The organism is Pedococcus sp. P2_E2, from assembly GCF_056403955.1.
The window spans coordinates 385042-411082 of record NZ_JBFUEM010000006.1; the positions used below are offsets into that span (position 1 = coordinate 385042).

General features: G+C 70.0%; 21 protein-coding genes. 18 read left to right on the forward strand and 3 right to left on the reverse strand.

From position 1 onward, the window contains the following. Nucleotides 1-20 precede the first annotated feature (20 nt). Complete coding sequence (gene hisF / locus AC1DWR_RS15085) at nt 21-794, forward strand: imidazole glycerol phosphate synthase subunit HisF (RefSeq protein WP_477612738.1); 774 nt, start codon at nt 21-23, stop codon at nt 792-794. Between the two features lie 22 nt (nt 795-816). Here the strand turns inward: hisF and AC1DWR_RS15090 are convergent, their stop codons facing one another. Next, nucleotides 817-1461, reverse strand: coding sequence for a TIGR03085 family metal-binding protein (locus tag AC1DWR_RS15090; protein ID WP_477612739.1), 645 nt, complete (start codon nt 1459-1461; stop codon nt 817-819). Between the two features lie 69 nt (nt 1462-1530). On the opposite strand from AC1DWR_RS15090, the gene AC1DWR_RS15095 reads away from it, so the two are divergent. Then, entirely contained in the window at nt 1531-3360 is a 1830-nt protein-coding gene (locus AC1DWR_RS15095; RefSeq protein WP_477612740.1) for an ABC transporter ATP-binding protein, read from the forward strand. A gap of 35 nt (nt 3361-3395) precedes the next feature. After that, nucleotides 3396-5138: an ABC transporter ATP-binding protein gene (locus AC1DWR_RS15100; protein ID WP_477613414.1), complete on the forward strand. Its 1743-nt coding sequence runs from the start codon at nt 3396-3398 to the stop codon at nt 5136-5138. A 25-nt stretch (nt 5139-5163) separates the two neighbouring features. Here AC1DWR_RS15100 and AC1DWR_RS15105 read toward each other — a convergent pair whose 3' ends face one another. Together AC1DWR_RS15105 and AC1DWR_RS15110 are read right to left on the reverse strand one after the other, a co-directional pair. Then, nucleotides 5164-7848, reverse strand: a complete 2685-nt coding sequence (locus AC1DWR_RS15105; protein ID WP_477612741.1) for a P-loop NTPase fold protein — start codon at nt 7846-7848, stop codon at nt 5164-5166. A 261-nt stretch (nt 7849-8109) separates the two neighbouring features. Then, nucleotides 8110-9606 carry a cobyric acid synthase gene (locus AC1DWR_RS15110; protein WP_477612742.1) on the reverse strand — a complete coding sequence of 499 codons (1497 nt, stop codon included), beginning with the start codon at nt 9604-9606 and terminating at the stop codon, nt 8110-8112. Between the two features lie 376 nt (nt 9607-9982). Here AC1DWR_RS15110 and AC1DWR_RS15115 point away from each other — a divergent pair, with 376 nt between their 5' ends. The 15 genes from AC1DWR_RS15115 to AC1DWR_RS15185 all read left to right on the forward strand — a co-directional run bounded on the left by AC1DWR_RS15115 (nt 9983) and on the right by AC1DWR_RS15185 (nt 26037). Then, a complete protein-coding gene (locus AC1DWR_RS15115) occupies nt 9983-10501 on the forward strand; it encodes a hypothetical protein (RefSeq protein ID WP_477612743.1) in 519 nt (172 codons plus the stop codon). A 32-nt stretch (nt 10502-10533) separates the two neighbouring features. Then, complete coding sequence (gene hisI, locus AC1DWR_RS15120) at nt 10534-10947, forward strand: phosphoribosyl-AMP cyclohydrolase (RefSeq protein ID WP_477612744.1); 414 nt, start codon at nt 10534-10536, stop codon at nt 10945-10947. After that, complete coding sequence (locus AC1DWR_RS15125; RefSeq protein ID WP_477612745.1) at nt 10944-12497, forward strand: anthranilate synthase component I; 1554 nt, start codon at nt 10944-10946, stop codon at nt 12495-12497. The genes hisI and AC1DWR_RS15125 overlap by 4 nt, the downstream gene beginning before the upstream one ends. Next, nucleotides 12494-13090 (forward strand): Trp biosynthesis-associated membrane protein, encoded by a 597-nt coding sequence (locus AC1DWR_RS15130; protein WP_477612746.1) that lies wholly within the window; start codon nt 12494-12496, stop codon nt 13088-13090. The genes AC1DWR_RS15125 and AC1DWR_RS15130 overlap by 4 nt, the downstream gene beginning before the upstream one ends. Before the next feature lie 64 nt (nt 13091-13154). Beyond that, nucleotides 13155-13415 carry an HGxxPAAW family protein gene (locus AC1DWR_RS15135; protein WP_477612747.1) on the forward strand — a complete coding sequence of 87 codons (261 nt, stop codon included), beginning with the start codon at nt 13155-13157 and terminating at the stop codon, nt 13413-13415. A gap of 125 nt (nt 13416-13540) precedes the next feature. Then, on the forward strand, nt 13541-14332 hold the full coding sequence (gene trpC / locus AC1DWR_RS15140) for an indole-3-glycerol phosphate synthase TrpC (protein ID WP_477612748.1): 792 nt from the start codon (nt 13541-13543) through the stop codon (nt 14330-14332). Next, a complete protein-coding gene (gene trpB / locus AC1DWR_RS15145; RefSeq protein WP_477612749.1) occupies nt 14329-15600 on the forward strand; it encodes a tryptophan synthase subunit beta in 1272 nt (423 codons plus the stop codon). Before trpC ends, trpB begins: the two co-directional genes overlap by 4 nt. Continuing rightward, a complete protein-coding gene (trpA, locus tag AC1DWR_RS15150; RefSeq protein WP_477612750.1) occupies nt 15597-16415 on the forward strand; it encodes a tryptophan synthase subunit alpha in 819 nt (272 codons plus the stop codon). Before trpB ends, trpA begins: the two co-directional genes overlap by 4 nt. A gap of 2 nt (nt 16416-16417) precedes the next feature. Continuing rightward, the gene (locus AC1DWR_RS15155) at nt 16418-17008 is read left to right on the forward strand and encodes a DoxX family protein (RefSeq protein ID WP_477612751.1); all 591 of its coding nucleotides are present in this window, start codon (nt 16418-16420) and stop codon (nt 17006-17008) included. Next, nucleotides 17005-17784, forward strand: a complete 780-nt coding sequence (locus AC1DWR_RS15160) for a DsbA family protein (RefSeq protein WP_477612752.1) — start codon at nt 17005-17007, stop codon at nt 17782-17784. Before AC1DWR_RS15155 ends, AC1DWR_RS15160 begins: the two co-directional genes overlap by 4 nt. Before the next feature lie 90 nt (nt 17785-17874). Further along, entirely contained in the window at nt 17875-18297 is a 423-nt protein-coding gene (locus AC1DWR_RS15165; RefSeq protein WP_477612753.1) for a hypothetical protein, read from the forward strand. Between the two features lie 168 nt (nt 18298-18465). Further along, complete coding sequence (locus tag AC1DWR_RS15170; protein WP_477612754.1) at nt 18466-19032, forward strand: hypothetical protein; 567 nt, start codon at nt 18466-18468, stop codon at nt 19030-19032. 14 nt (nt 19033-19046) lie between these two features. Then, nucleotides 19047-19907, forward strand: a complete 861-nt coding sequence (lgt, locus tag AC1DWR_RS15175; RefSeq protein ID WP_477612755.1) for a prolipoprotein diacylglyceryl transferase — start codon at nt 19047-19049, stop codon at nt 19905-19907. Between the two features lie 138 nt (nt 19908-20045). Beyond that, nucleotides 20046-24590, forward strand: a complete 4545-nt coding sequence (gene gltB / locus AC1DWR_RS15180; protein WP_477612756.1) for a glutamate synthase large subunit — start codon at nt 20046-20048, stop codon at nt 24588-24590. Next, a complete protein-coding gene (locus AC1DWR_RS15185; RefSeq protein ID WP_477624728.1) occupies nt 24583-26037 on the forward strand; it encodes a glutamate synthase subunit beta in 1455 nt (484 codons plus the stop codon). Before gltB ends, AC1DWR_RS15185 begins: the two co-directional genes overlap by 8 nt. Nucleotides 26038-26041: the final 4 nt, after the last annotated feature.

A 26041-nucleotide genomic window follows, 5' to 3' on the forward strand; every position in this document is an offset into this window, starting at 1 on the left:
TAGATCGCTAGGCTCGCGTAGTGAGTGTTGCGACGCGTGTCATCCCGTGCCTCGACGTGGACGCCGGCAGGGTGGTGAAGGGAGTCAACTTCGCCAACCTGCGGGATGCGGGCGACCCCGTCGAGCTCGCCAAGGCCTACGGCGAGCAGGGCGCCGACGAGCTCACCTTCCTCGACGTGACCGCCAGCAGTGCCAACCGCGAGACGACCTACGACATCGTGCGTCGCACCGCGGAGCAGGTCTTCATCCCGCTGACCGTCGGAGGGGGAGTGCGCACCGTCGACGACGTCGACCGGCTGCTGCGGGCCGGTGCGGACAAGGTGGGCGTGAACACGGCCGCGATTGCCCGCCCCGAGCTCATCTCCGAGGTGGCCGACAGGTTCGGCTCGCAGGTGCTGGTGCTGTCTGCCGACGTCCGGCGTCGCCGCGACGACTCCGGCTCGCCGACCACGGGGTTCGAGGTCACGACGCATGGTGGTCGCCAGAGTGCGGGGCTGGACGCGATCGAGTGGTGCGCCCGCGCGGCCGAGCTCGGCGCCGGTGAGATCCTGCTCAACTCGATGGATGCCGACGGTACCAAGGACGGTTTCGACCTCGAGCTCATCGAGCAGGTCCGCCGAGCGGTGCGGATCCCCCTGATCGCCAGTGGGGGAGCCGGACGAGTCGACCACTTCGCCCCTGCCGTGCGTGCTGGGGCGGACGCCGTGCTGGCCGCCAGTGTCTTCCACTTCGGCGAGCTCACCATCGGTGAGGTCAAGGAGGCCCTGCGGGAGGGCGGCATACCAGTGCGTTGACCGCGGTCGTTTCCGCAGCGGGTCAGGTCAGGCCGAGCGGGGCGTCCCACAGCGCTTCGATGGCGGCGTCGCTGCCCGTCACCTCGAGCGCGGCCACGCGGCGGCGGCCGTAGGCAGCCAGGAGCAGCTCGGACGGGTGGCCCTCGATCACGACCGTGCCGAGGTCGGTCGTGTCCTTGGCATGGAGGGTCTTGCCCTCCGGGGTGCTGAGGACGACACCCACCGGACTGCGGCGGAAGAAGAGCTTGCCCATGCGGGACAACGTCTTCCAGAGGGCGCGGCTCTCTCGCTCGGTCAGCTCCCTGCGAGGTCCCACCTGCTCGTCACCACGCAGGACGTCCTCGTGGTGGACGAAGAACTCCACGAGGTTGACCGCGTTGTCGACCCGGCTGTTCTGGGTCGGGGACCAGGCCGGCGGCCCCGAACGCACGAGGTCGACGAGCTCGTCCCACGGCTTGGCGGCGTACTCGGCCATGCCGTCCTCGAGCCGTGAGGCCAGGGCGGGGACCCAGATGCCCGGCGCCAGGTCCGGTCGGCGCTCACGCACCACCAGGTGGGCCGCGAGGTCGGCCGTCGTCCACGGGGAGCACAGGGTGGGCGCGTCCGGCCCGGTTGTCAGAAAGGTGTCACACAGGGCGTCGCGCTCGAGCCGGGCGAGGTGGGTCATGGAGGCCATCATGCCCGGCACATGAGAAGGTTGCTCTTCCCACCCCTGTGCCTGATCCGGAGGTTCGTTGTGTCCGTCGACGCCGCGCCGTCGCTGCGCCGCAGCCTCGGCATCGTGGGCGTCGGGATCCGGCGCGAGCCACGCTGGTTCGCGCTGGCGGTGGCCGGGAGCACGCTCTACGGCGTGATGACCGTGCTGACGGCCTGGGCCATCGGCAAGGTGACGCGTGAGCAGGTCCAGCCGGCTGTCGCCGCAGGGCACGCCACCGCGACCCAGCTGTGGACCATCTTCGGATGGATCGCCGGGGTCGTGGTCATCAACGTGGTGGGGGTCGTGATCCGACGGATCGCCGCCGGCTACACGATGTACAACGTCGCTGCCGGGTTCCGCCGCGAGGTGACGCGGCAGTACCTCCGGCTCCCGCTCGCCTGGCACCACCGGCACCCCTCCGGGCAGCTCTTGTCCAACGCCAACGCCGATGTCGAGGCGACGTGGAACGTCTTCGCCCCACTGCCGATGGCGATCGGCGTGATCGTCATGCTGGTGGCCGGCATCGTGCAGATGGTGCTCGTCGACCCGGTGATGGCCATCATCGGCCTGACCGTCTTCCCGTTGCTGTTCCTGGCGAACATCGTGTTCCAGCGGGCCATGTCACCGCGGGTCTCCCGGGCGCAGCAGCTCCGCGCCGAGGTCAGCGAAGTCGCCCACGAGAGCTTCGAGGCAGCGCTCATCGTCAAGTCGATGGGGCGCGAGCAGCAGGAGTCCGACCGGTTCGAGGAGGTCACCCGACGGCTGCAGCGGGCCAACGTCGAGGTCGGCCGCACCCGGGGGACCTTCGACCCGGTCATCGAGTCCATCCCGACGCTCGGCACGCTCGCCGTCCTCGCCGTGGGCGCCCACCAGGTCGCCTCCGGTGCCCTCACTCCCGCGGCGGTCGTCCAGGTGGCCTACCTCATCTCGGTGCTCGCCTTCCCCGTGCGCGCCCTCGGCTGGGTGCTCGGAGAGCTCCCGCGCACGGTCGTCGGCTGGGACCGGGTCGATGCGGTCCTCAAGGCCCGTGGTGAGCTGGCCTTCGGTGAGACGCAGCTGCCGCGTCGAGGCTCCTCGCACGCCGAGCTGAGGGGGGTCGACTACTCCTATGACATCGTCGACGAGGCAGGCGAGGAGGGCACCTTCCAGGCCATCCACGGTGTCTCGCTCGACGTCCCCGCGGGGTCGACGGTCGCCCTGGTCGGGCCCACCGGCTCGGGCAAGACCACGCTGACCAACCTCACGCTGCGCCTGGTCGACCCGCATCGCGGGCACGTGACCATTGACGGTTTCGACCTTCGGGAGATCGCCCGCGGAGGGGTCTCCGCGGCGGCGGCGCTGGTGCCACAGCAGACGTTCATGTTCGACGACACGGTCAGCGGCAACGTCGCGCTGGGCGGCGACTACGCCGACGCCGAGGTGTGGGAGGCGCTGGAGATCGCGCAGGCGACCGGGTTCGTGAAGGACCTACCCCTCGGCATCGAGACCCGGGTGGGCGAGCGTGGCACCTCCCTGTCGGGCGGTCAGCGCCAGCGGATCGCGTTGGCCCGGGCCGTGATCCGCCGGCCTCAGCTGCTCGTCCTCGACGACGCCACCAGTGCCGTGGACCCGGCGGTCGAACAGGCGATCCTGGCCGGCCTGCGACGGTCCAGTGCCGGCACCTCGGTGCTCGTCGTCGCCTACCGGATGTCGACGATCACGCTCGCCGACCAGATCGTCTACGTCGAAGGTGGGCGGGTGGTCGACCACGGCACGCATCGCGAGCTCGAGGAGCGGTGCGTCGGCTACCAGCGGCTCGTCACGGCCTACGCTCGCGAGGCTGCCGAGCGCGCTGCCCTCGCCGCCGACGAGGAGGGGGCGTCCGCGTGAGCACCTCCATCGACACGACCTCGTCCTTGGGGACCATGGCGACCCTGCGTCGCGGGCTCGACCTCTCGCCCGAGCTCCGGCGCGGGCTCGGGGTGACTCTCGGGCTCGCCGCGATCACGACCGTCGGGCGGATCGTCGTGCCGTTCGTGGTCCAGCAGACGACCGACCACGGGCTGCTCGGCAAGGACGGTCCCGACCCGGGGCTGGTCACCCGTTACGTGCTGCTCGCCCTGATCGCCGTCGCGGCCACCGCCCTGAGCGCGTATGCCGTGAACGTGCGCCTCTTCAAGGCCTCCGAGGCCGGGCTGGCGTCGTTGCGGCTCAAGGCTTTCCGCCACATCCACGACCTGTCGATGCTCACGCAGAACACCGAGCGCCGGGGGTCGATGGTCAGCCGCGTGACCTCCGACGTCGACACCATCAGCCAGTTCGTCCAGTTCGGCGGCATCATCCTCGTGCTCAGCCTGGGACAGATCGCCGTCGCGACCGGGTTGATGTTCTTCTACAGCCCCCTCCTGACGGGGGTCGTGTGGCTGTGCTTCGTGCCGCTGCTGTTCGTCATCCGACGGTTCCAGAAGATCGTGGGGCGGGCCTACACGGTCGTGCGCGAGCGGGTCGGCGACCTGCTCGCTGCGGTCTCGGAGTCCGTCGTCGGGGCGGCGACCATCCGGGCCTACGGCGTCGAGGAGCGCACGGCGCACCGCATCGACGGCGCCATCGAGGCGCACCGCAGCGCGTCGATCCGGGCCCAGGTGCGTTCGGTCGTGGCCTTCTCCTCGGGGCAGCTCGTCGCTGGCCTGACCCTTGCCGTCGTGCTCGTCGTCGGCACCATCCAGGCTGTCGGCGGCCACCTCACGCTCGGACAGCTGCTCGCCTTCCTCTTCCTCGTCAACCTGTTCACCCAGCCGGTGCAGCAGGCCACCGAGATCCTCAACGAGCTCCAGAACGCTGTGGCCGGGTGGCGCCGCGTCATCGGCGTGATCGACACCCCCGCCGACGTCGCCGATCCCGGTGACGACGGGCAGGTGCTGCCGCGGGGACCGATCGCGGTCGACTTCGACGCCGTGTCCTTCGCCTATCCCGGGGCCGACACCGTCCTGCACGACGTCAACCTCGCCATCGGGCCGCGCAGCCGCGTGGCCATCGTGGGGGAGACCGGCTCGGGGAAGTCGACCCTCGCCAAGCTGCTCACCCGCCTGATGGACCCCACCGAGGGCACCGTCCGCATCGACGGCGTCGACCTGCGAGACGTGCGCTTCTCCTCGCTGCGCGAGCGCGTCGTGCTGGTGCCGCAGGAAGGCTTCCTCTTCGACGCCACGCTGCGTGAGAACGTCCGGTTCGGGCGACCCGACGCGACCGACGAGGACGTGAAGCTGGCCCTCACCGAGCTCGGCCTCGACGCCTGGCTGGCCGGCCTGCCGCAGGGCCTGGCCACCGAGGTGGGGCAGCGGGGCGAGTCGCTGTCCGCCGGCGAGCGGCAGCTCGTGGCCCTGGCCCGTGCCTACCTCGCCGACCCCGACCTGCTCGTGCTCGACGAGGCGACCTCCGCCGTCGATCCCTCCACGGAGGTGCGCCTCCAGCGGGCGCTCGAGGGCCTCACCCGCGGCCGCACCTCGATCGCCATCGCCCACCGGCTCTCGACGGCCGAGGCCGCCGACGAGGTCATCGTCGTCGACCGTGGGCGCATCGTCGAGCGCGGCCCGCACCGAGACCTGGTCGAGCAGGACGGCGTGTATGCCGCGCTGCACGCCTCGTGGGCGGCCCAACAACGCGGCTAGCCCCGCTGAAGGCGCTTCGGCAGGGTCAACGTGTGGGCCGGTCGAAGCTGAGCCGCTGCACCATCTGGCATCGCTCACCGATGATGCGCGGCGTCACTTGCCTCCAGTGCTGGTTGGCGGGTTGGTCCAACCACGCCGACAGCCGGACCCGTTCGGCATCCTCGGTGCCCAGCGCCATGAGAGCGAGGTCCAACGGCTCGTTCTCCTTGGATTCCTTGAAGAACTCACGCGCAACGCTTGGCGTGCCCTCATGAATGGCGGCGAACAGAGCGGCGGCCAGTCGAGGTGAGTGGGGGCCGTCGCCGACGAGGGGCGGCCGCACCGAGAGCACGAACTGGACGGTGTTGACGAACCGCTTGATGCGCCGCGGTGTCTCACCGACGAGGGGGCCGAGACTCGCGACGAACTCCAGCTCGGTAGGAGTCAGGGCCAACGAGCTGGTCTCGAGCCTGAGCCCGCTTCCGCTCTGGCCGAGCATCGCGTCAAGGGCTTCAGAGCGTGACTCGTCCATGCTCAGCGCTCCGGGTGCCACGTTTCCGGCTTCGGCGGTGTCCCCGCGCACGGTTGGCCCGAGGAGGCCGGACACGATGTTTCGGCGGTCATCCCCTGACAGGGGCTGCACCCAGAACGGGAGCTGGAAGATCTTCTCCAGGTAGTCGCGGGCCGTGGGGAGTCCATCCGCAGAGGTCTTGTCGTCGTCCTGAGCCCGCAGGGCATGAAGTTGCTGGAGCAGCGCCGAGGTGAGCCATCGCGAGTCGACCGCAACGAAGACGACGAACAACGGGAAGGCGAGCAACAAGTGCACGGCCTCAAGGACTTGGACGACCTTCGCGGGTGGGCATCGGTCGAGATCGTCGATATACAGCACGATCCGGTTGGGGATCTGCACATTGTGCGACGGCTGCCCATCGGACTCCGGGGCAACGGCCATCTGGTTGTTCTTGGTGACCTCGGCCTCGATCGTCCTCAGATCAGCCCGAACAGTCCCGAGGAAGCCGAGCTGCGCCCGGTAGTCGGTGCTTCGTTTGTCTGCGAACTCGGTGAACACCCGCCCGGCGGTGAGGGTCTTGAGCTCTGCCTCGAGCTCGAGTGCTCGCTGCTTCTCCTGTGCCACGGTGGCGCTCTGGTCCGACAGCGCCTTCAGCATCTCGGCATGTCGGGCCTGCGCCCGGTCCAGGTCGCGCTGCGCCTGGGCGACAGGTGCCTGATGAGTCGCCCGCACCTGCTGCTGGGCCATGGCGATCGAGTGTCGCTGCTTCTGGCTCCAGCTCGTGAAGAGCCGCAGCCAGGCGATGAGCACGGGCACCCCCGCGGCCAGACCGGCGAGCGCCGAGCCGACGTCTCCCACACCCGTCAGCCACCCGACCAGCCAGGTCACCAACGGGACCACGGCGACCGCTGCGCACAGCACGGCGAACCGGCGCCAGTCCTTCCAGTACGGGCCCAGGAGTGCCTTGCCCTGACGCATCTCCTCCCAGGCCTCCTCGAGAGCAGTGAGCAGCCCGTCCGCGTCGGCTCCGAGCGCCTTGACCCGCTCCTCGGACCAGACTTCGCTGAGCACCTTTCTGGCGGCGATCCTCGTGGCCTCCGGAACGGTCCCCTCCAGCTGGCCCGCCTCGTGCTTTCGCTGAGTGAGAGCGGCACTGGCGTTGGTCACGTCGTTCGCCGCGGCCTCAACCCGAACTCCGAGCTCCTCCTTGGCGAGCTCGGCGCTCTCGACCACGACGAGCTGCTCGGTCCATCGCGTCCGGACGGGGGCCTGCCTTTCCTCGACGAGGGTGCGCGTCTTGATGGCCGTGCCCAGCTTCTGGAAGATCTTCTCGAGCAACCCAGCCCAGAGGTCGCCCTGCACGTACTCCCAGGCGTTGAACTCGATGTGCTGGATGTTCTGCCAGATGGCGGATTCGTGCTGTGGTTGTCCGTCGCTCAAGGCCACCAGACCGCGGACGCGATTGCGCACGTCTCGCATCAAGAAGCTCTTTCCGCTTCCCCAGTCCCCGAACAGGCCAACGGCGAGCGGTGGCGCGAGGTCACGCGAGGCGACGAGATAGGCCAGGGCATTCGCCTCCGGCGAGATTCCCACCAGGTCCTGTTGTGGCAGGTCCGGGCTCGAGATGTCATCGGTCGAGAACCCCGCGACGTTGACCGGAGCACGCGGGTTGTTTCTCTGCAGCCATTCCCGCAGGGACGCCCCGGCGGTGCGCGGCTCGTCCTGAGGTCGAGTGGAGAGCCACGACTCGTACGACGAGGCGACGGCCTGTCGGCTCTCCCCGATGTACGTGAAAGCCGACTCGAAGCTGGTCATCAGCTCTGTCTGGATGGCCAGCATCGCACCGAGGAGATGGAGCAGCTGGACGTCACCGCCGCTCTGCCGCTGTGCCCAGTCGACGATGCCGTCGATCGGACCGCTCGGCACCGGCCGACCCACGCTCACCGACGGAGCCACGGCGGCGAGGTTCACCGGGGTCACGCGCGCGTACTGCTCGCCGACGATGTCGCGCGCCGTCAGACCGAAATGTGTCAGCAGTACCCGGACCTCTCCGTCACTGTCCGCGTGAGCCAGCATCGTGCCGACGAACAGGTCGCTCGGCGTCGGGAGCGGATCGGGGTCGGCCGCAGGAGTCCGTTCCCGGACCCGGGCAACAGCGCTTGCCCAGTCCAGCGCTCTCTGGACGGATGGCGACAAGCCGGCGGCCGGAGCCTCACTCATCTGTGCCCCGCTTCATGTGCTCGGCACCCTGTGCTGCCGGTCCTGGACGGGTCCACCTCGGCCTTGACCGTGCGAGCTCGAGGAGCGCCGAGGCGGGAGCCTGACAACAACTGGACCCATAGGGATGTTCTCACTCACAGACAGGGCATATCTCATGCAAGTGCCGTAGTTCGCGCTGCAACGCAAGGACCTGAGCCTGCATGGGCAACGCGAACAGAGGCAGGTCGGCGCTGTTGCGCTGCTACCTGCGAGCTCGGGCGGTCACCTCGCATCTCCGGGCGGCAGCACAGGCAGGCCCGACGGTGCTCCTTCGTTGATCAGCGTGTCGATCGCGTCCATGTCGAGGCACTCCTCAACCAGGTCGGCCAGGAGATCGAGCCTGGCCTGCCGAGCCGCCTCGAAGCTGACCCCACTGGCGGTGTGGGGGCGTCCCACCCACGCGGCGACCTCGCGCAGGAGCGAGTGCCGGAACTCGTCGGACTCCAGGCTCCCGTGCACCATGGTCCCGAGCACGTGCCGCCGGCGGGCTCCGCCGAAGAACTCCTCCTCCGCGCCGGTGGTGGTCACCCCGTGGTGGATCTCGTAGCCGGACACCGGAGCGCCCAACGCCGTTCCTTGCGCGAGGCGCAGGACCTTCCGGGGGGCGAACGTGGTCGTGGTGTCGAGCAGTCCCAGCCCCTCGGTCACCATCCCGGCCGGGCCCTCGACTCCCTCCGGGTCGGTGATGGTGCGTCCGAGCATCTGGAACCCGCCGCAGATGCCGAGCACGGGGCGTCCGGCGGCGGCATGGGTGACGACAGCTCGGTCCAGGCCGCGATGCCGCAGCCAGGAAAGGTCCGCGATGGTCGATCGGGTCCCGGGGAGCACGACGAGGTCGGCGTCGGCGAGGTCCTGGGGACGGGAGGCGAACCTCACGTCGACGTCGGGCTCCAGCCCGAGGGCGTCCAGGTCGGTGAAGTTGCTGATCCGCGGGAACCTCACCACCGCGACGACCAACGGGTGCTCGGCCTCGGCCGCTCGTCCGGCGAGGTCGAGGCCGTCCTCAGAGTCCAGCCACACGGCTGGGCTCCAGGGGATCACCCCCAGTACCGCTCGACCGGTGATGCGCTCGATCTCGCGGTTGGCCGGTTCGAGGAGGGTCTGGTCCCCCCGGAACTTGTTCGCCACGAACCCGGCCACAAGTCGCTGGTCGGCTGGCTGCAGCAGCGCCACGGTGCCATGGAGGGCGGCATACAGCCCGCCGCGGTCGATGTCCCCGACGACGATCACAGGTATGTCGGCGTGCCGTGCCAGCCCGAGGTTGATGTAGTCGTGCTCGCGCAGGTTGATCTCGGTGGGGCTTCCGGCGCCTTCGCAGATGACCACGTCGAAACGGCTGACCAAGTCGTCGTATGCCGCGAAGGCCGCCTTCGCGAGCGCTCCTCGCGACCCTGCGAACTCGGCCGAGGAGATGGAGCCCGCAGGGAGTCCGTTGAGGATGACATGGCTGCGCCGATCGCTCCCCGGTTTGAGCAGGACGGGGTTCATCGCCACTTCGGGTGCGGCTCCGGCAGCAACGGCCTGGATCCACTGGGCGCGCCCGATCTCGGCGCCCTGGCCGTCGGGGCCGGCCACGACCATCGAGTTGTTCGACATGTTCTGGGCCTTGAACGGGGCAACGCGAACCCCGCGGCGGGCCAACAGCCTGCAGAGCCCAGTGGTCACGACGCTCTTGCCAGCATCCGAAGTCGTCCCGGCGACCAGCAGTGACCCCTTCACACTGCGTAGCCTACGAAGGATCGGTGAGGCTCATCCCGGCGCCCAGCACCCGCAACGGGCCGGGAGCAGCAGGGCTACGCGGATCCCGGTCGCACGACGGGCGCGAACAGGCTTGCGGTCACTGGGGCCTCTTGCGTCACCTGTGGGGACATCGCGGTCAACCGCGGCGAGCGGCGCCGGCGCCACGCAAGGCGAGGACGACGATGCCGCGCAATGTAGCTGCTCATGTGGGGGACTCCTGTCGATCAACACCCTGCGAGTTGATTGCCCTCACCTTGGCATTCCGACGCGGGCTCCGGCCCAGCCCTCGGTGGGTGGTGCGCTTCATCCAACTGACGGAGTTGCGCTCTTCGTGGCCCGGTGCCGACGATGGAGGATGCGCTACATAGAGCTCCGTCGACACACGGACAGCGACGGCGACGAGCTGACTGCACAGGGGGTGGCCGACGCGCAGGCGATCGGCCGCGACGGACTGCAGCCACCGTATGCCGCGTTCGTCTCCTCGGGCGCGGCCCGCGCCACCCAGATGGTCACCATCCTGCGTCACGCCGCCGGGCAGGACGACCTGGCCGTCTCCGAGGTGACTGGGCTGCGCTCGACAGTCGAGGATCGCTGGCGGGCCGCGTCGAAGGCGGCGGGCAAGGGCGCAACGCTCGAACAGATCCGAGGGGTCGACCCAGAGCTGGTCGACCACGAGGAGCGGCTCCTCGGCGAAGCGCTGCGGGGGATCGTCGAGTCACTTCCCGAGGGCGGCCGCGCCCTGGTCGTCGGTCACAGTCCCACGAACGAGGCCGCCGTGGCCGGCCTGGCCGGCCAGCTCGTCGGGCCGCTCGCCAGGGGGGCCGGGGTGCTGCTCGTGGAGGACGGCGGCGGCTTCACGGTCAGCCCGCTGTAGCGAGACTCCCGGCCCCGCGGCATACCTGACGGATGGTGGGCGAGCCGACCGCTTCGGGACGCACACGGCAGAATGGCCGGGTGACTTCGTCTGCAGTGCTCGACCCCGCCATCGCCGCGCGTCTCAAGCGGGACGCGCAAGGGCTCGTGGCGGCCATCGTCCAGCAGCACGACACCGGTGAGGTGCTCATGCTCGGCTGGATGGACGACGAGGCGCTGCGCCGAACCCTGGGCGAGGGTCGCGTGACGTTCTGGTCCCGGAGCCGGGGTGAGTACTGGCGCAAGGGCGACACGAGCGGGCACGTGCAGCACGTCCGCTCCGTGGCGCTCGACTGTGACGGCGACGCGCTGCTGGTGCGGGTCGACCAGGTGGGCGCCGCCTGCCACACGGGCGACCGGACCTGTTTCGACGCCGGCGACCTCGATGCCCGGGTGGGGGAACGGTGAGCGACGTCAGCCCCGACCTGTCATTCGGCACGACCTGGCCTCGCCTCGAGACGTTCCAGATCCTGGCGAAGGACCGCCGCGTCATCCCGGTCGTGCGCCGGTTGATGGCCGATGCCGAGACGCCCGTGGGCCTGTACCGCAAGCTCGCCAAGGACGCCCCCGGCACCTTCCTGCTCGAGTCCGCCGAGCACGGCGGCGTCTGGTCGCGCTACTCCATCGTCGGGGCGGCGAGCCGGGCGACGTTGACGGAGCAGGACGGTCAGGCCCACTGGGTGGGGGAGCCGCCGGTCGGCGTGCCCACCGACGGCAACCCGCTGGACGCCTTGCGTGACACGGTCGCCGCCTTGGCGACAGAGCCCATCGAGGGCCTGCCGCCGCTCACGGGAGGGATGGTCGGTGCCATCACGTATGACGCGGTGCGGCGCTGGGAGCGGGTGCCGGACAGCCTTCCCGACGAGCTGGGCCTGCCCGAGATCTCGATGATGCTGGCGACCGACCTCGCGGTGCTCGACCACGCCGACGGCTCCGTGCTGCTCGTGGCCAACGCCGTCAACTACGACGCGACCGACGAGCGGGTCGAGGACGCCTGGGCTGACGCCGTGGCACGGCTCGACGTGATGACCGCAGATCTCGCTGCTCCCGCGCCGAGCACGGTGGCGACGGTCGACCGCGAGGCCTTCCAGCGGGCACGGGGCGAGGTGCGCAGCAACCTCACCCAGGCGGCCTTCGAGGAGATGGTCGAGCAGGCCAAGGAGGACATCCGGGCAGGCGAGGTCTTCCAGGTCGTGTTGTCGCAACGGTTCTCGACACCGTGTCGCGCTGACGCCCTCGACGTCTACCGGTCGTTGCGCTCGTCCAACCCGAGTCCCTACATGTACCTCCTGCGGCTGCCCGCCGGCGACGGCACGGCCTACGACGTCGTCGGCTCCTCACCCGAGGCGCTGGTCAAGGTTTCCGGCCGCCGGGCCATCACCCACCCGATCGCCGGCTCGAGGCCGCGGGGCAAGACTCCCGAGGACGACCACCAGCTCGCCGAGGACCTGCTCGCCGACCCCAAGGAGCGGTCCGAGCACGTCATGCTCGTGGACCTCGGGCGCAACGACCTCCAACGCGTCTGCGAGGCGGGCTCCGTGGACGTCGTGGAGTTCATGAACATCCGTCGCTACTCCCACGTCACCCACCTCGAGTCCACCGTCGTGGGCGAGATCCGTCCGGACCAGTCGGCCTATGACGTGCTCGTCGCCACGTTCCCTGCGGGCACCTTGTCGGGTGCGCCCAAGCCACGCGCGCTCAGCCTGATCGAGCACTACGAACCCAGTCGGCGAGGGGTCTATGGCGGGGTGGTCGGCTACCTCGACTTCCACGGCGACCTCGACATGGCGATCGCGATCCGCACTGCTGTCATCAAGGATGGTGTGGCGCACGTGCAGGCGGGCGCGGGCATCGTCGCCGACTCGGTGCCCACGGCCGAGTTCGAAGAGACGGTCAACAAGGCGGCGGCTGCCCTCCGTGCCGTGGCGACCGCCGCGGCCCTGAGGACCGTTCAGTGAGCACTCGCCTCACCTCGAAGCTGTCCGTGGTGCTCCTGGCCCTCCTGGGCTCGGGCGTCCTGCTGTCCAGCGGGGGCCGGGTCTGGGTGGAAGGCACCGTCAACGATGCGGTCCTCGGAGCCAGCCGCATCACCGGCACCGGTAGCGAGGTCGCCTCCGGCGTCGTGGCGCTGGCGCTCGTGGGTGCGGCGGCTGCCCTGGCGAGTGCCACCAGCGGGCCGGTCGTGCGACGGGTCACGCTCGTCGTGCTCGCCCTGGCAGGTGCTGCCGAGGGCTTCGTGGCAGCCCGCGTCGGACTCGTGCCCGAGAACTCCCTCGGATCCGTCGCCGCCAAGGCGGCCGGGCGCACCGGATCCATCGAGACCCACGCCATGGCGACCGCCTGGCCGTGGATCTGCGTCGTGGCATCGGTGCTGCTGGTCGTGGCAGCCGTGGCGGGATGGGTCGGAGCGGGCAGCTGGCGCGGACTCGGAGCGCGGTACGAGGCTCCGTCCACGTCGGCGGGGGCTCGGGGACAACGGGTGGCGACCGACTGGGACCGGCTCGACGCCGGCGACGACCCGACGGTGCGCGACGAGTCCGCAAGCACCTGACAGAATGGGCGTCGAGCCCACGCCAGACCAGACCAGACCACGACGACCAGCAGGAGCCACCCCCATGGCAGAGCACGAGATCCACGAAGAAGACCACGGCCACAGCGTCGCCGCCTGGACGGCCGTCGTCATCATCCTCGTCGGGTCTGCCGTGGCGTCCCTGGCCGTGGTGCTGACCAACACGACCTTGTTCGTCATCGGACTGGTCGTCTGCGCCCTGGGCGCGGTGGCAGGCAAGGTCCTGTCGATGGCGGGCTACGGCGCCGTCACGGTCGACGGGCCCGACGCCCCCGACAGCACCAAGCCCGAGGTCGGCATCAACTGACCGGCGCGGGCGCCGCGGCCAACCCGGTCGACCGGGACCACCCGGCCGCCCCGGCCCATTCGGCCCACCAGTCCACCGGCTGACCCGGGCGGGGACCACCCAGTTCTGCTGGATAGCCTGTCGACATGCCCACCGTGCTCGACGACATCGTTGCCGGCGTCCGCGAAGACCTCGCGGCCGCGCAGGCCGTCGTCCCGCGCTCACGGATCGAGGAGCTGGCGGCTGACGCCGCCCCTGCGCTCGACGCGGAGGCCGCGCTGCGCCGTCCCGGACTGGCGCTGATTGCCGAGGTCAAGCGATCCAGCCCGAGCAAGGGAGCGCTGGCGACCATTGCCGACCCGGCGGGCCTTGCGGCGGATTATGAGTCCGGTGGTGCGACGGCCGTGAGCGTGCTCACCGAACGCCGCCGGTTCAACGGGTCGCTCGAGGACCTGGACGCAGTGCGCAAAGCCGTGCGGATCCCGGTGCTGCGCAAGGACTTCATGGTCGAGGACTACCAGCTGTTCGAGGCACGGGCCCATGGGGCCGACCTCATCCTCCTCATCGTGGCCGCTCTCGCCCAGGACGACCTGGTCCGCATGCAGGGCCTCGCCCACGATCTGGGGATGACGGCGCTGGTGGAGGTCCACGACGAGGAGGAGACGCGACGCGCCGTCGACGCCGGGGCCGCGGTGGTGGGCGTCAACGCCCGCAACCTCAAGACCCTGGCTGTCGACCCCGACACCTTCGCGCGACTGGCCTCGTTGATCCCCGACACCTGCGTCAAGGTGGCGGAGTCCGGCATCGGCGGCCCCGCCGACGCGGCCCGGTTCGCGGGTCAGGGCGCCGACGCCGTCCTCGTCGGCGAGGCACTGGTGCGGGGCAGCGACCCCCGCCGCGCGGCATACGAACTCATTGCGGCGGGAGCCACACCATGACCGACCTGACGCCTGAACCCCTGGCCCGCCCGGGCCGCTTCGGCGAGTTCGGGGGCCGCTATGTCCCGGAGGCGCTGATCCCGGCGCTGGAGGAGCTCGACGAGGCCCGCCGCAAGGCCATGGTCGACCCCGAGTTCATGGGCGAGCTGGAGCGGCTGCACCGGACCTACACCGGACGTCCGAGCATCATCACCGAGGTGCCGCGGTTCGCCGCGCACGCCGGGAACGCACGGATCATCCTCAAGCGCGAGGACCTCAACCACACTGGCTCCCACAAGATCAACAACGTGCTGGCGCAGGCGCTGCTGACGAAGCGGATGGGCAAGACCCGTGTGATCGCCGAGACCGGCGCCGGCCAGCACGGGGTCGCCACGGCAACAGCGGCCGCCCTGATGGGCCTCGAGTGCGTGATCTACATGGGCAAGGTCGACACCGAGCGGCAGGCCCTCAACGTAGCCCGCATGCGGATGCTCGGCGCCGAGGTGGTCGCCGTCCCCACGGGCAGCGCCACCCTCAAGGACGCCATCAACGACGCGTTGCGCGACTGGGTCACGAACGTCGGCAACACCCACTACATCCTCGGCACCGTCACCGGACCGCACCCGTTCCCGGAGATGGTCCGCGACTTCCACCGGGTCATCGGGGTCGAGGCCCGCGCCCAGGTGCTCGACCTCACCGGACGCCTCCCCGACGCCGTGATCGCCTGTGTCGGTGGCGGATCCAACGCCATGGGCATCTTCCACCGGTTCATCGACGACGCGGACGTCCGGCTCATCGGGATCGAGGCCGGGGGAGCGGGCATCGAGTCCGGGAGGCACGCGGCGCGGTTCGCGGCGAGCTCGCCGGGGGTGCTGCACGGCACCTTCAGCTACCTCATGCAGGACGACGACGGCCAGACCCTCGAGTCGCACTCGATCTCTGCGGGCCTGGACTACCCGAGCGTGGGGCCGGAGCACGCCCACCTGCGCGACACCGGTCGGGCCGAGTACCGCTACGCGACTGACGACCAGACCATGAAGGCGTTCGAGCTGCTCTGCCGCACCGAGGGCATCATCCCCGCGCTCGAGTCCGCCCACGCCCTCGCGGGTGCGCTCGAGGTCGGGCGGGAGCTCGGCCCCGAGGCGCTGCTGCTGGTCAACCTGTCGGGTCGCGGTGACAAGGACATGCACACCGCTGCGGAGTACTTCGGCCTCCTGGACGGCGAGGCGACCCCGAGCGGCACGGCCGACGAGCCGCGGGCCGAGGGTGACGGAAGGGCCCAGCTGTGACCCCCACGACCACGGGCATCGGGGTCGCCCAGGTCCTCGAGCAGTGTCGTGCCGAGAACCGTGCCGCCCTCGTCGGCTACCTGCCCGTCGGCTTCCCGTCGGTGCAGGGCTCCATCGAGGCGATGGTCGCGATGGTCGAGGCAGGCGTCGACATCGTCGAGGTCGGCATCCCCTACAGCGACCCGCTCATGGACGGCCCCGTCATCGCCTACGCGGCAGACCAGGCTCTCAAGCACGGGGTCCGGGTGAGCGACGCGTTCACCGCCACCCGCGCGGTGCGAGACGCTGGGGCGCCGCCGCTGGTGATGTCCTACTGGAACCTCATCCTGCGGCACGGCCCGACCGCCTTCGCCCGAGACCTCGCGGCCGCCGGCGGTGCCGGCATCATCACCCCCGACCTCATCCCCGACGAGGGCGCCGAGTGGATCGCAGCGAGTGACGAGACCGGCCTCGACCGCGTCTTCCTCGTCGCCCCGAGCTCCACGGAGCAGCGCATCGCCGCCGTGACCGCGCAGTGCCGCGGTTTCGTGTATGCCGTGTCGCACATGGGCGTGACCGGCGCGAGGACGTCCATGGGAGACGCTGCGGCGGTGATCGTGGGCCGCACCAAGGCGGTCACCGACAAGCCCGTGTGCGTGGGTCTCGGAGTCTCCGGTGGTTCCCAGGCGGCCGAGGTGGCGGCCTATGCCGACGGCGTCATCGTGGGTTCGGCCCTGGTGCGGTGCCTTACCGAGGCGGACGACCTCGAGGCTGGGATCGCCAGCCTGCGGGCGCTCGTCGGCGAGCTGGCCGAGGGCGTCCGGAGCGGGCGCTGACGTTGAGCCTGCTGTCCAACCCGCGGTTGCGCGACGTCGTGGGGCTGCTGGCCCGGCTGGTCCTGGGCGGTGTCGTCCTCGTGGCGGGGCTGCTCAAGGTCGGCCACCTCGAGACGTCAGCGCGTTCTGTGCGCGCGTACCAGCTGCTGCCCTACGACGTCGCCGGCTACCTCGGTTACGGCCTGCCGATCCTCGAGGTTGCCGTCGGGGTGCTGCTGGTCCTGGGGCTGTTCACCCGGTTCAGTGCGGTCGTGGGTGGAGTCCTGATGGTGGTGTTCATCGCCGGGATCGCCTCGGCCTGGGCGCGTGGGCTGTCCATCGACTGCGGGTGTTTCGGCCACGGGGGAACCATTGCGGCCTCCCAGACGCAGTACCCCCAGGAGATCGCTCGCGACCTCGGGCTGCTCGTGTGCGCCGCCTGGCTCGCCGTGCGGCCTCGAACGGCTTTCGGCCTCGAGCCGGTCCTGTTCCCCGACCAGTACGAGCCCGACCAGCACGAGCCCGACCAGTACGAGCCCGACCAGCACGAGCCCGACCAGTACGAGCCCGACCAGCACGAGCCCGACCAGCACGACGAGAGGCCCCACGCATGACCAGCAGCAGCGCCAGCCGCAAGGCGAAGATCCAGGCGGCAGCGCCCAAGGGCCCGATCCGCAGCGGTGGCAACGGCGGTGGCCAGGGAGCGAACCGCATCGTCGTGGCCACGGTCGTGGTCGTCGTGGTGCTGGCGGCGGTCATCACGGCTGTCATCCTCGGCAGCCAGGACAAGAAGGCAGCCACGACCGCCGGCGGCGCGACCCTGCCCAAGAACGTGGCCGCCATGGGCGCCGGCATCGTCGTCAACCCCGGCGCCCCGGCGAACGTGCCCACCCTCGACCTCTACGAGGACTTCCAGTGCCCGATCTGCGCACGGTTCGAGGAGATCTTCGGGCTGCAGATGGTGGACATGGTCAAGGCGAACCAGATCAAGCTGGTCGCCCACCCGCTGTCGTTCCTCGACGACAACCTGGGCAACGACTCATCCAACCGTGCGGCCAACGCGGCCGCGTGTGCCTCTGACGCCGACAAGTTCCTCCAGTACCACGCGGCCACGTTCCAGGGTCAGCCCGCGAAGGAGGGGGCCGGCTACACCGATGCCCAGCTCAAGCAGTTCGCCGTGCAGGCGGGGCTGAACAGCACGGCCCTGGCCACCTGGGACCAGTGCTACGCCGCCAAGTCGCACAACCAGTGGGTCGAGTCCGTGCAGACCCAGTCCGAGAAGGACCATGTCAATGGCACCCCGACGGTCAAGCTCAACGGCAAGGCCCTCGAGCTGACGGGTCTGACTCGCGACAAGCTTGCCGCCGAGATCAAGGCCGCCACGAAGTAGCGGCACCCCACCACGTCGAACGACGCCGTAGTGACCAGAACTATCCAGAAACCTATGCATAGCTAGCCAGTTGCTGTATATGGTTGCTCCATGACCATGAACATGGGGAACCCAGGCATCAGCAGATCTCGACTCGCGCTCCTTGCTGCGACGCTCGCAGTTCTGTTCGTATGCGGCCACGCATCGCCGGCCGAGGCGCTGGGGTCGGGAAAGTTCCCGTGGCGCGGCGACGACGCCAAGCGCACGACGTACTACTACTACGGCAGCGGTGGCACCAACGGGGTCTACGCGTACGCCACGACGAACGTCCCCGGGACGGGCTGCCTGCTGTACGTCAAGCGGGCCAAGACCACGATCAGCCTGCCCAACGGCAGCTTCGCGACCCACTCGTCACTCCTCGGTCAGTGCGCCTCGGGGGTGGACATCGCGCGCGGCGGGTACTCGGTGTTCCAGATCAAGTCCACTCACACGCTGCAGAAGTGGAGCGGCTCCGAGTACAACTACGTCCTCTAGATGGCGCGCGGACATCGTCATGCGAGGGTGGCTGGCGTTTCGTGGCCTTGGGCCGCGGTCAGTGTGCTGTCCGTAGGGCTGGCGGGCGGGTGTGGACCCGAGGCGGACCAGCCGCCGCCGAGGCAGGCGCGTGCCGTCGCGACCTACAGCGACCCCAGCGTGTACCGCGTGGGTCCCACCCAGCTCCGACGGCTCGTCGACGCGCTGGATCCGGACTCGTCCCAGCGGGTCATCCTGGCTGATGGCCGGGTCACGCGGGCCGAGGTCGAGGGTGCCTGGGAGGACTATGCCCAGTGCCTGCGGGCCGCCGGATTCGGGGTGACGACGCCGGTCTGGGACCCGGTCACCACCACGACTCGGATCTTCACGTACGCGCGGACCGGCGCCGCGGCGACCGCCACAGGGACGACCACAGCGACCTCGGCGCCGACGACCGGCGTGCTGAGCAAAGGGGAGGCCGAGAGGGTCGACGCCTGCGAGGAGAGCCACTGGTTCCCGGCATCGGCAGTCTATGCAGCCGATACGCCGCCCCACATGGACCCGCCTCTGGCGTCCGCTGTCCAGACGTGCATGGTCGGGCGCGGATACGACGTGCGTGGCATCACCGACTTCGGTGGCATCGTCGGGGCAGTGCGGGGGCAGGCTCGAGGGGAGCGGGTGGAAGCTGGCCGGGACTGCCTCGCGACGGCGTTGGCTCATCTGTACCCCGACCTGCCGTACTTCCCGCGTCCCTGACTGGATAGCCTCCAGTGGTGCCCTACTACCTGCCCAGCCCGACCTCGGGAGTGTGGCACCTCGGCCCGTTCCCGATCCGGGCCTATGCCCTGTGCATCCTCGCGGGGATCGTCGTGGCCGTCTGGATCACGGGTCGGCGGCTCGTCGACCGCGGTCACGCCACGGAGAAAGCCGTCGACATCTCCGCCTGGGCGGTCCCCTTCGGCATCATCGGTGGCCGGCTCTACCACGTCATCACGACCCCGGACCCGTACTTCGGCGAGGGCGGCCACCCGCTCAAGGCGCTCTACATCTGGGAGGGTGGGCTCGGCATCTGGGGCGCCATCGCCCTCGGAGCACTGGGGGGCTGGATAGGGGCACGTCGCCACGGCGTCCCGTTCCTCGACTACATCGACGCCGCTGCCCCCGGGGTGGCCGTGGCCCAGGCCCTCGGCCGGTGGGGCAACTGGTTCAACAACGAGCTCTACGGCCGCGCGACCGACGTCCCGTGGGGCCTGACCATCCACGAGTGGGACCAGTCCGCCGGTCACGCGGTGCGGGACGCGAGCGGCAAGGCCGTGGTGCTCGGCACCTACCAGCCCACGTTCCTCTACGAGTCGCTGTGGTGCCTCCTGCTCGCCCTGGTGCTGGTGTTCGCAGACCGCCGCTGGGCGCTGCGCAAGGGACAGCTGTTCGGCCTCTACGTGGTGGGGTACCCGTTGGGCCGGATCGTCTTCGAGCTGATGCGCAGCGACCCCGCGCACACAATCCTCGGCGCGCGCGTCAACGTGTGGACGAGCATCCTGGTCTTCCTGATAGGCGTGGCCATCGTGTGGTTCGGGAGGCGCCGCGAGGTGGCCGTTCCGCGTGAGGCGACGTCTCAGCATACGGAATGAGGCGGCTCACATGGCGGGACAAACGGCACTCGGGCTATCCTTCCTGCAGCCGTGGCCAAGGCCGTCCACGCGCGTGACCTGGTGTGCCCAACTTGGGTTCCACAACGCACTTCTCCCCCCAAGGACGGTGACCCGAACGTGACCTCTGCGCGCTTCTCCGCCCAGCCCGCCGACACGGGCCTCTACCGCCGCGAGTTCGAGCACGACGCCTGCGGGGTCGCCCTCGTGGCGACGATGCGGGGGAGCGCAGGGCACGACATCGTCGACCACGCCCTCACCGCGCTGCGCAACCTCGACCACCGCGGCGCCACCGGCGCCGACCCGCTCGTGGGCGACGGCGCCGGCATCCTCACGCAGGTCCCGGACGCCTTCCTGCGTGCGGTGGTGGACTTCGACCTCCCCGTCCAGGGTGCGTATGCCGTGGGCATCGCGTTCCTGCCCGGCGACGAGGCCGAGCGTGCCCGGGTCGAGGCCCGGATCGAGGAGCTGGCCGTTGAGGAGGGGCTGACCGTCCTCGGCTGGCGCGACGTGCCGGTGGCCGCGGAGCTGGTCGGCCAGGCAGCGCGCGACTGCATGCCGTTCTTCCGCCAGCTGTTCGTCTCGGCGGCCGTGGGTCGGATGGTCGGCCTCGGCCTGGACCGCCTGGCGTTCTGCCTGCGCAAGAGGGCCGAGCGTGAGACCGACGTCTACTTCCCGTCCCTGTCGTGTCGCACGCTGGTCTACAAGGGCATGCTCACCACCGGCCAGCTCGAGCCGTTCTTCCCCGACCTGTCCGACCGGCGGTTCGAGACCCAGCTCGCGCTGGTCCACTCGCGCTTCTCGACCAACACGTTCCCCAGCTGGCCGCTGGCGCACCCCTACCGGCTGATCGCGCACAACGGTGAGATCAACACCGTTAAGGGCAATCGCAACTGGATGAGCGCGCGGGAAAGCCAGCTGGTCTCCGACGTCATCCCCGGGGACCTCGAGCGGCTGTTCCCCATCTGCACCCCGGAGGCGTCCGACTCGGCGTCCTTCGATGAGGCGCTCGAGCTGCTGCACCTCGGTGGCCGCCCCCTGCCCCACGCCGTCCTCATGATGATCCCGGAGGCGTGGGAGAACAACGAGGAGATGGACCCCGCCCGCCGGGCCTTCTACGAGTTCCACTCGACCTTCATGGAGCCGTGGGACGGTCCCGCCTGCGTGACGTTCACGGACGGCTCGCTCATCGGCGCAGTGCTCGACCGCAACGGACTGCGCCCGGGCCGCTACTCGGTGACCGACGACGGGCTCGTCGTGCTGGCTTCGGAGTCCGGGGTCCTGGACCTCGACCCGACCCGGGTGGTCCGCAAGGGCCGCCTCCAGCCCGGACGTATGTTCCTGGTCGACACCGAGCACGGCCGCATCGTCTCCGACGACGAGGTGAAGTCCCAGCTCGCCGCCCAGCACCCCTATGACGAGTGGCTGCACGCGGGCCTGATCCACCTCGACGACCTCCCCGAGCGCGAGCACATCGTGCACACGGCGGCGTCGGTCGCCCGCCGCCAGCAGACCTTCGGCTACACGCAGGAGGAGCTCAAGATCCTGCTCACCCCGATGGCCCGCACCGGGGGAGAGGCCCTCGGTTCGATGGGCACCGACACCCCGATCGCGGTGCTGTCGGACCGCCCCCGCCTGGTCTTCGACTACTTCACCCAGCTCTTCGCCCAGGTCACCAACCCGCCGCTGGACGCCATCCGCGAGGAGCTGGTCACCTCGCTCGGCACCGTCATCGGGCCCGAGGGCAACGCCCTGGCGGCCGGGCCGGCCCACTCCCGCCAGGTCGTTCTGCCGTTCCCCGTGATCGACAACGACCAGCTGGCCAAGATCGTCCACGTCAACGCCGACGGCGACCTGCCCGGCTACGCCACCCACGTGGTGCGCGGGCTCTACGACGTCACCGGTGGCGCGGCCGCGATGACGGCGCGCCTCGAGGAGATCTTCGGTGAGGTGTCCGCGGCGATCGCCGAGGGTGCCCGGTTCGTCGTGCTCTCCGACCGCGACTCAGGGCGCGACTACGCCCCCATCCCGTCGCTGCTGCTGACCTCCGCAGTCCACCACCACCTCATCCGCGAGAAGACCCGCACCCTCGTGGGCCTGGTCGTCGAGGCGGGAGACGTCCGCGAGGTCCACCACGTCGCACTCCTCGTCGGGTACGGCGCGGCGGCCGTCAACCCCTACCTCGCCATGGAGTCGGTGGAGGACCTCGTCCGCTCCGGCGCAATCGACGGCGTCACCTCTGAGCAAGCCGTCAAGAACCTCATCAAGGCCCTCGGCAAGGGCGTGCTCAAGGTGATGTCCAAGATGGGCATCTCGACCGTCGCGTCCTACCGCGGCGCCCAGGTCTTCGAGGCCCTCGGCCTGTCCCAGGAGCTCGTCGACCGCTACTTCACGGGCACCGTGAGCCAGCTGGGCGGAGTCGGCCTCGACGTCCTCGCCGCGGAGACCGCGGCCCGGCACGCCGCGGCATACCCGCCGGACGGGGTGCGACTGCCGCACCGCAAGCTCGGCGTCGGCGGCGAGTACCAGTGGCGGCGCGAAGGTGAGCCGCACCTCTTCGACCCCGACACCGTGTTCCGGCTGCAGCACTCGACGCGGCAGCGGCGCTACGACATCTTCAAGCAGTACACCGAGCGCATCGACGAGCAGTCCGAGCGGCTGATGACGCTGCGCGGCCTGTTCACGCTCGGAGGGGCGTCGCCGCGCCCCGCCATCTCGATCGACGAGGTCGAGCCGGTCAGCGAGATCGTCAAGCGGTTCAACACCGGGGCGATGTCCTACGGCTCGATCAGCCAGGAAGCCCACGAGACGCTGGCGATCGCCATGAACCGGCTCGGTGGTCGTTCCAACACGGGCGAGGGCGGCGAGGACGTCGACCGGTTGATGGACCCGGAGCGTCGGTCGACGATCAAGCAGGTGGCCTCCGGCCGCTTCGGGGTCACGTCGCTCTACCTCACGAAGTCCGGCGACATCCAGATCAAGATGGCCCAGGGCGCCAAGCCCGGCGAGGGCGGGCAGCTGCCCGGTCACAAGGTCTACCCGTGGATCGCCACGACGCGGCACTCGACGCCGGGTGTCGGCCTGATCAGTCCGCCGCCGCACCACGACATCTACTCGATCGAGGACCTTGCCCAGCTGATCCACGATCTCAAGAACGCCAACCCCGAGGCCCGGATCCACGTCAAGCTCGTGTCGGAGATCGGTGTCGGCACCGTCGCGGCCGGCGTCTCCAAGGCGCACTCCGACGTCGTGCTCATCTCCGGTCACGACGGCGGGACGGGCGCCTCGCCGCTCACCTCCCTCAAGCACGCCGGTGGGCCCTGGGAGATCGGGCTCGCCGAGACGCAGCAGACGCTGGTGCTCAACGGGTTGCGCGACCGCATCGTCGTCCAGTGCGACGGTCAGCTCAAGACCGGTCGTGACGTCATCATCGCCGCACTCCTCGGCGCAGAGGAGTTCGGCTTCGCCACGGCACCGCTGGTCGTGAGCGGCTGCATCATGATGCGGGTCTGCCACCTGGACACGTGTCCGGTCGGCATCGCGACCCAGAACCCCGAGCTGCGGTCCCGGTTCTCGGGCAAGCCCGAGTTCGTCGAGACCTTCTTCGAGTACGTCGCCGAGGAGGTCCGCGAGCACCTGGCGGCCCTCGGCTTCAAGAGCATCGAGGAGGCGATCGGCCAGGTCTCGGCGATCGACGCGACTCGCGCGGTCAACCACTGGAAGGCAGCCGGCCTCGACCTCTCGCCGATCTTCACCGACGTCGAAAGTCCTGACGGCTCGGCCCGGCGCAACACCACGACCCAGGACCACGGGCTCGAGAAGGCGCTCGACCACCACCTCATCACCATCGCCCGCGAGGCCCTCAACGACGGCACCCGGGTCACGGGTGACGTCGCGGTCCGCAACGTCAACCGGACGATCGGCACGCTGCTCGGTCACGAGGTCACGAAGGCCTACCCGGAGGGTCTGCCCGACGACACGATCAACCTCACCCTCAGGGGTTCGGCCGGTCAGTCGCTCGGTGCGTTCGTCCCGCGCGGGGTCACCCTGCGCCTGGTCGGGGACGCCAACGACTACGTCGGCAAGGGCCTCTCCGGTGGCCGGATCGTGGTCCGTCCCGACCGCGCGGCCCCGCTCCAGGCCGAGGCAAACGTCATTGCCGGCAACGTGATCGGCTACGGCGCCACCACCGGTGAGCTCTACCTGCGCGGCCTCGTGGGCGAGCGCTTCTGCGTGCGCAACTCCGGAGCCACCGCTGTCGTCGAAGGTGTCGGCGACCACGGCTGCGAGTACATGACGGGCGGCACGGTCCTCGTGCTCGGGCCCACCGGTCGCAACTTCGCCGCCGGAATGTCCGGGGGAGTTGCCTACGTGCTGGACCTCGACCCCGGGCGGGTCAACACCGAGCTCGTCGACCTGTCCGCCCTGCGGCCCGACGACGAGACGGTCGTGCGCGAGCTGCTGGGCAAGCACGTCGAGTGGACCGAATCGCCCGTCGCCGCAAGGCTGCTGGAGGAGTGGGACAGCGCAAGGACGCGCTTCACCCTGGTCCTTCCGCGCGACTACCAGCGCGTCCTGGACGTGCGCGCCGCCGCTGAGGCGGAGGGACTCGACGTCAACGGCTCCGAGGTCTGGGAGCGGATCATGGAGGCTTCCCGTGGCTGACCCCCAGGGCTTTCTCAAGACACGTGAGCGCGAGCTGCCGGCCCGCCGACCCGTGCCCGTGCGCATCCGGGACTGGAAAGAGGTCTACGAGGAGCAGGAGCTCGGACAGCTGCAGCGCCAGGCCGGTCGCTGCATGGACTGCGGGATCCCGTTCTGCCACAGCGGATGTCCGCTGGGCAACCTCATCCCCGAGTGGAACGACCTGGCCTGGAAGGGCGACTGGCGCGAGGCCATCGAACGGCTGCACGCCACCAACAACTTCCCCGAGTTCACCGGTCGGCTCTGCCCGGCTCCGTGTGAGACGGCCTGTGTCCTCGGCATCAACCAGCCTGCCGTGACCATCAAGCAGATCGAGGTCACGACGATCGACCGCGCCTTCGACGCCGGCTACGTCCAGCCCCAGGCCCCCGAACGCCTCTCGGGCAAGACGGTCGCCGTGGTCGGCTCGGGTCCAGCCGGTCTGGCCGCTGCCCAGCAGCTCACCCGCGCCGGCCACACGGTCGCGGTCTACGAGCGCGCCGACAAGCCTGGTGGGCTGCTGCGCTACGGCATCCCCGAGTTCAAGATGGAGAAGTCCGTCCTCGACCGCCGGATCGCCCAGATGGAGGCCGAGGGCACCCGCTTCCGCAGCGGGGTCGACGTCGGCGGCRACGTCACCGGCAAGCAGCTGCGCGACCGCTACGACGCCGTGGTCCTCGCCATCGGTGCGACGGTGCCGCGTGACCTGCCGGTCCCCGGCCGCGAGCTCGACGGCGTGATGCAGGCGATGGACTTCCTGCCGCCCGCCAACCGGGTGGCGCTCGGTGAAACCGTCGAGGGACAGGTCACCGCCGAGGGCAAGGACGTCATCGTCATCGGCGGCGGCGACACCGGGGCCGACTGCATCGGCACCTCCCACCGCCAGGGTGCTCGCTCGGTCACCAGCCTCGAGATCTTGCCGCAGCCGGGGGAGGAGCGCGTGGCGGGCCAGCCGTGGCCTACCTACCCGATGATCTTCCGCGTCGCCTCCGCGCACGAGGAGGGCGGCGACCGCGTGTATGCCGCGTCCACCAAGGAGGTCCTCGGCGAGGACGGCAAGGTGTCCGGCATCCGGGTCGTCGACGTGCGCATGGGCGACAAGGGTTTCGAGGAGGTCGAGGGCACGGAGCGAGTCCTTCCTGCCCAGCTGATCCTGCTGGCCATGGGCTTCCTCGGACCAGAGGGCCCCGGTGTCGTCGAGCAGCTCGAGGTCGAGCTCGACGAGCGCTCGAACGTCAAGCGCGACAAGGACTTCATGTCTTCGGTGCCCGGTGTCTTCGTCGCCGGTGACGCCGGTCGTGGACAGTCACTCATCGTGTGGGCCATCGCCGAAGGTCGGTCGGCCGCAGCAGGAGTCGACCGATTCCTCACGGGTGGCACCGCCTTGCCACGTCCCATCAACCCGAGCGACCGCCCCCTGGTCGTCTGAGGCT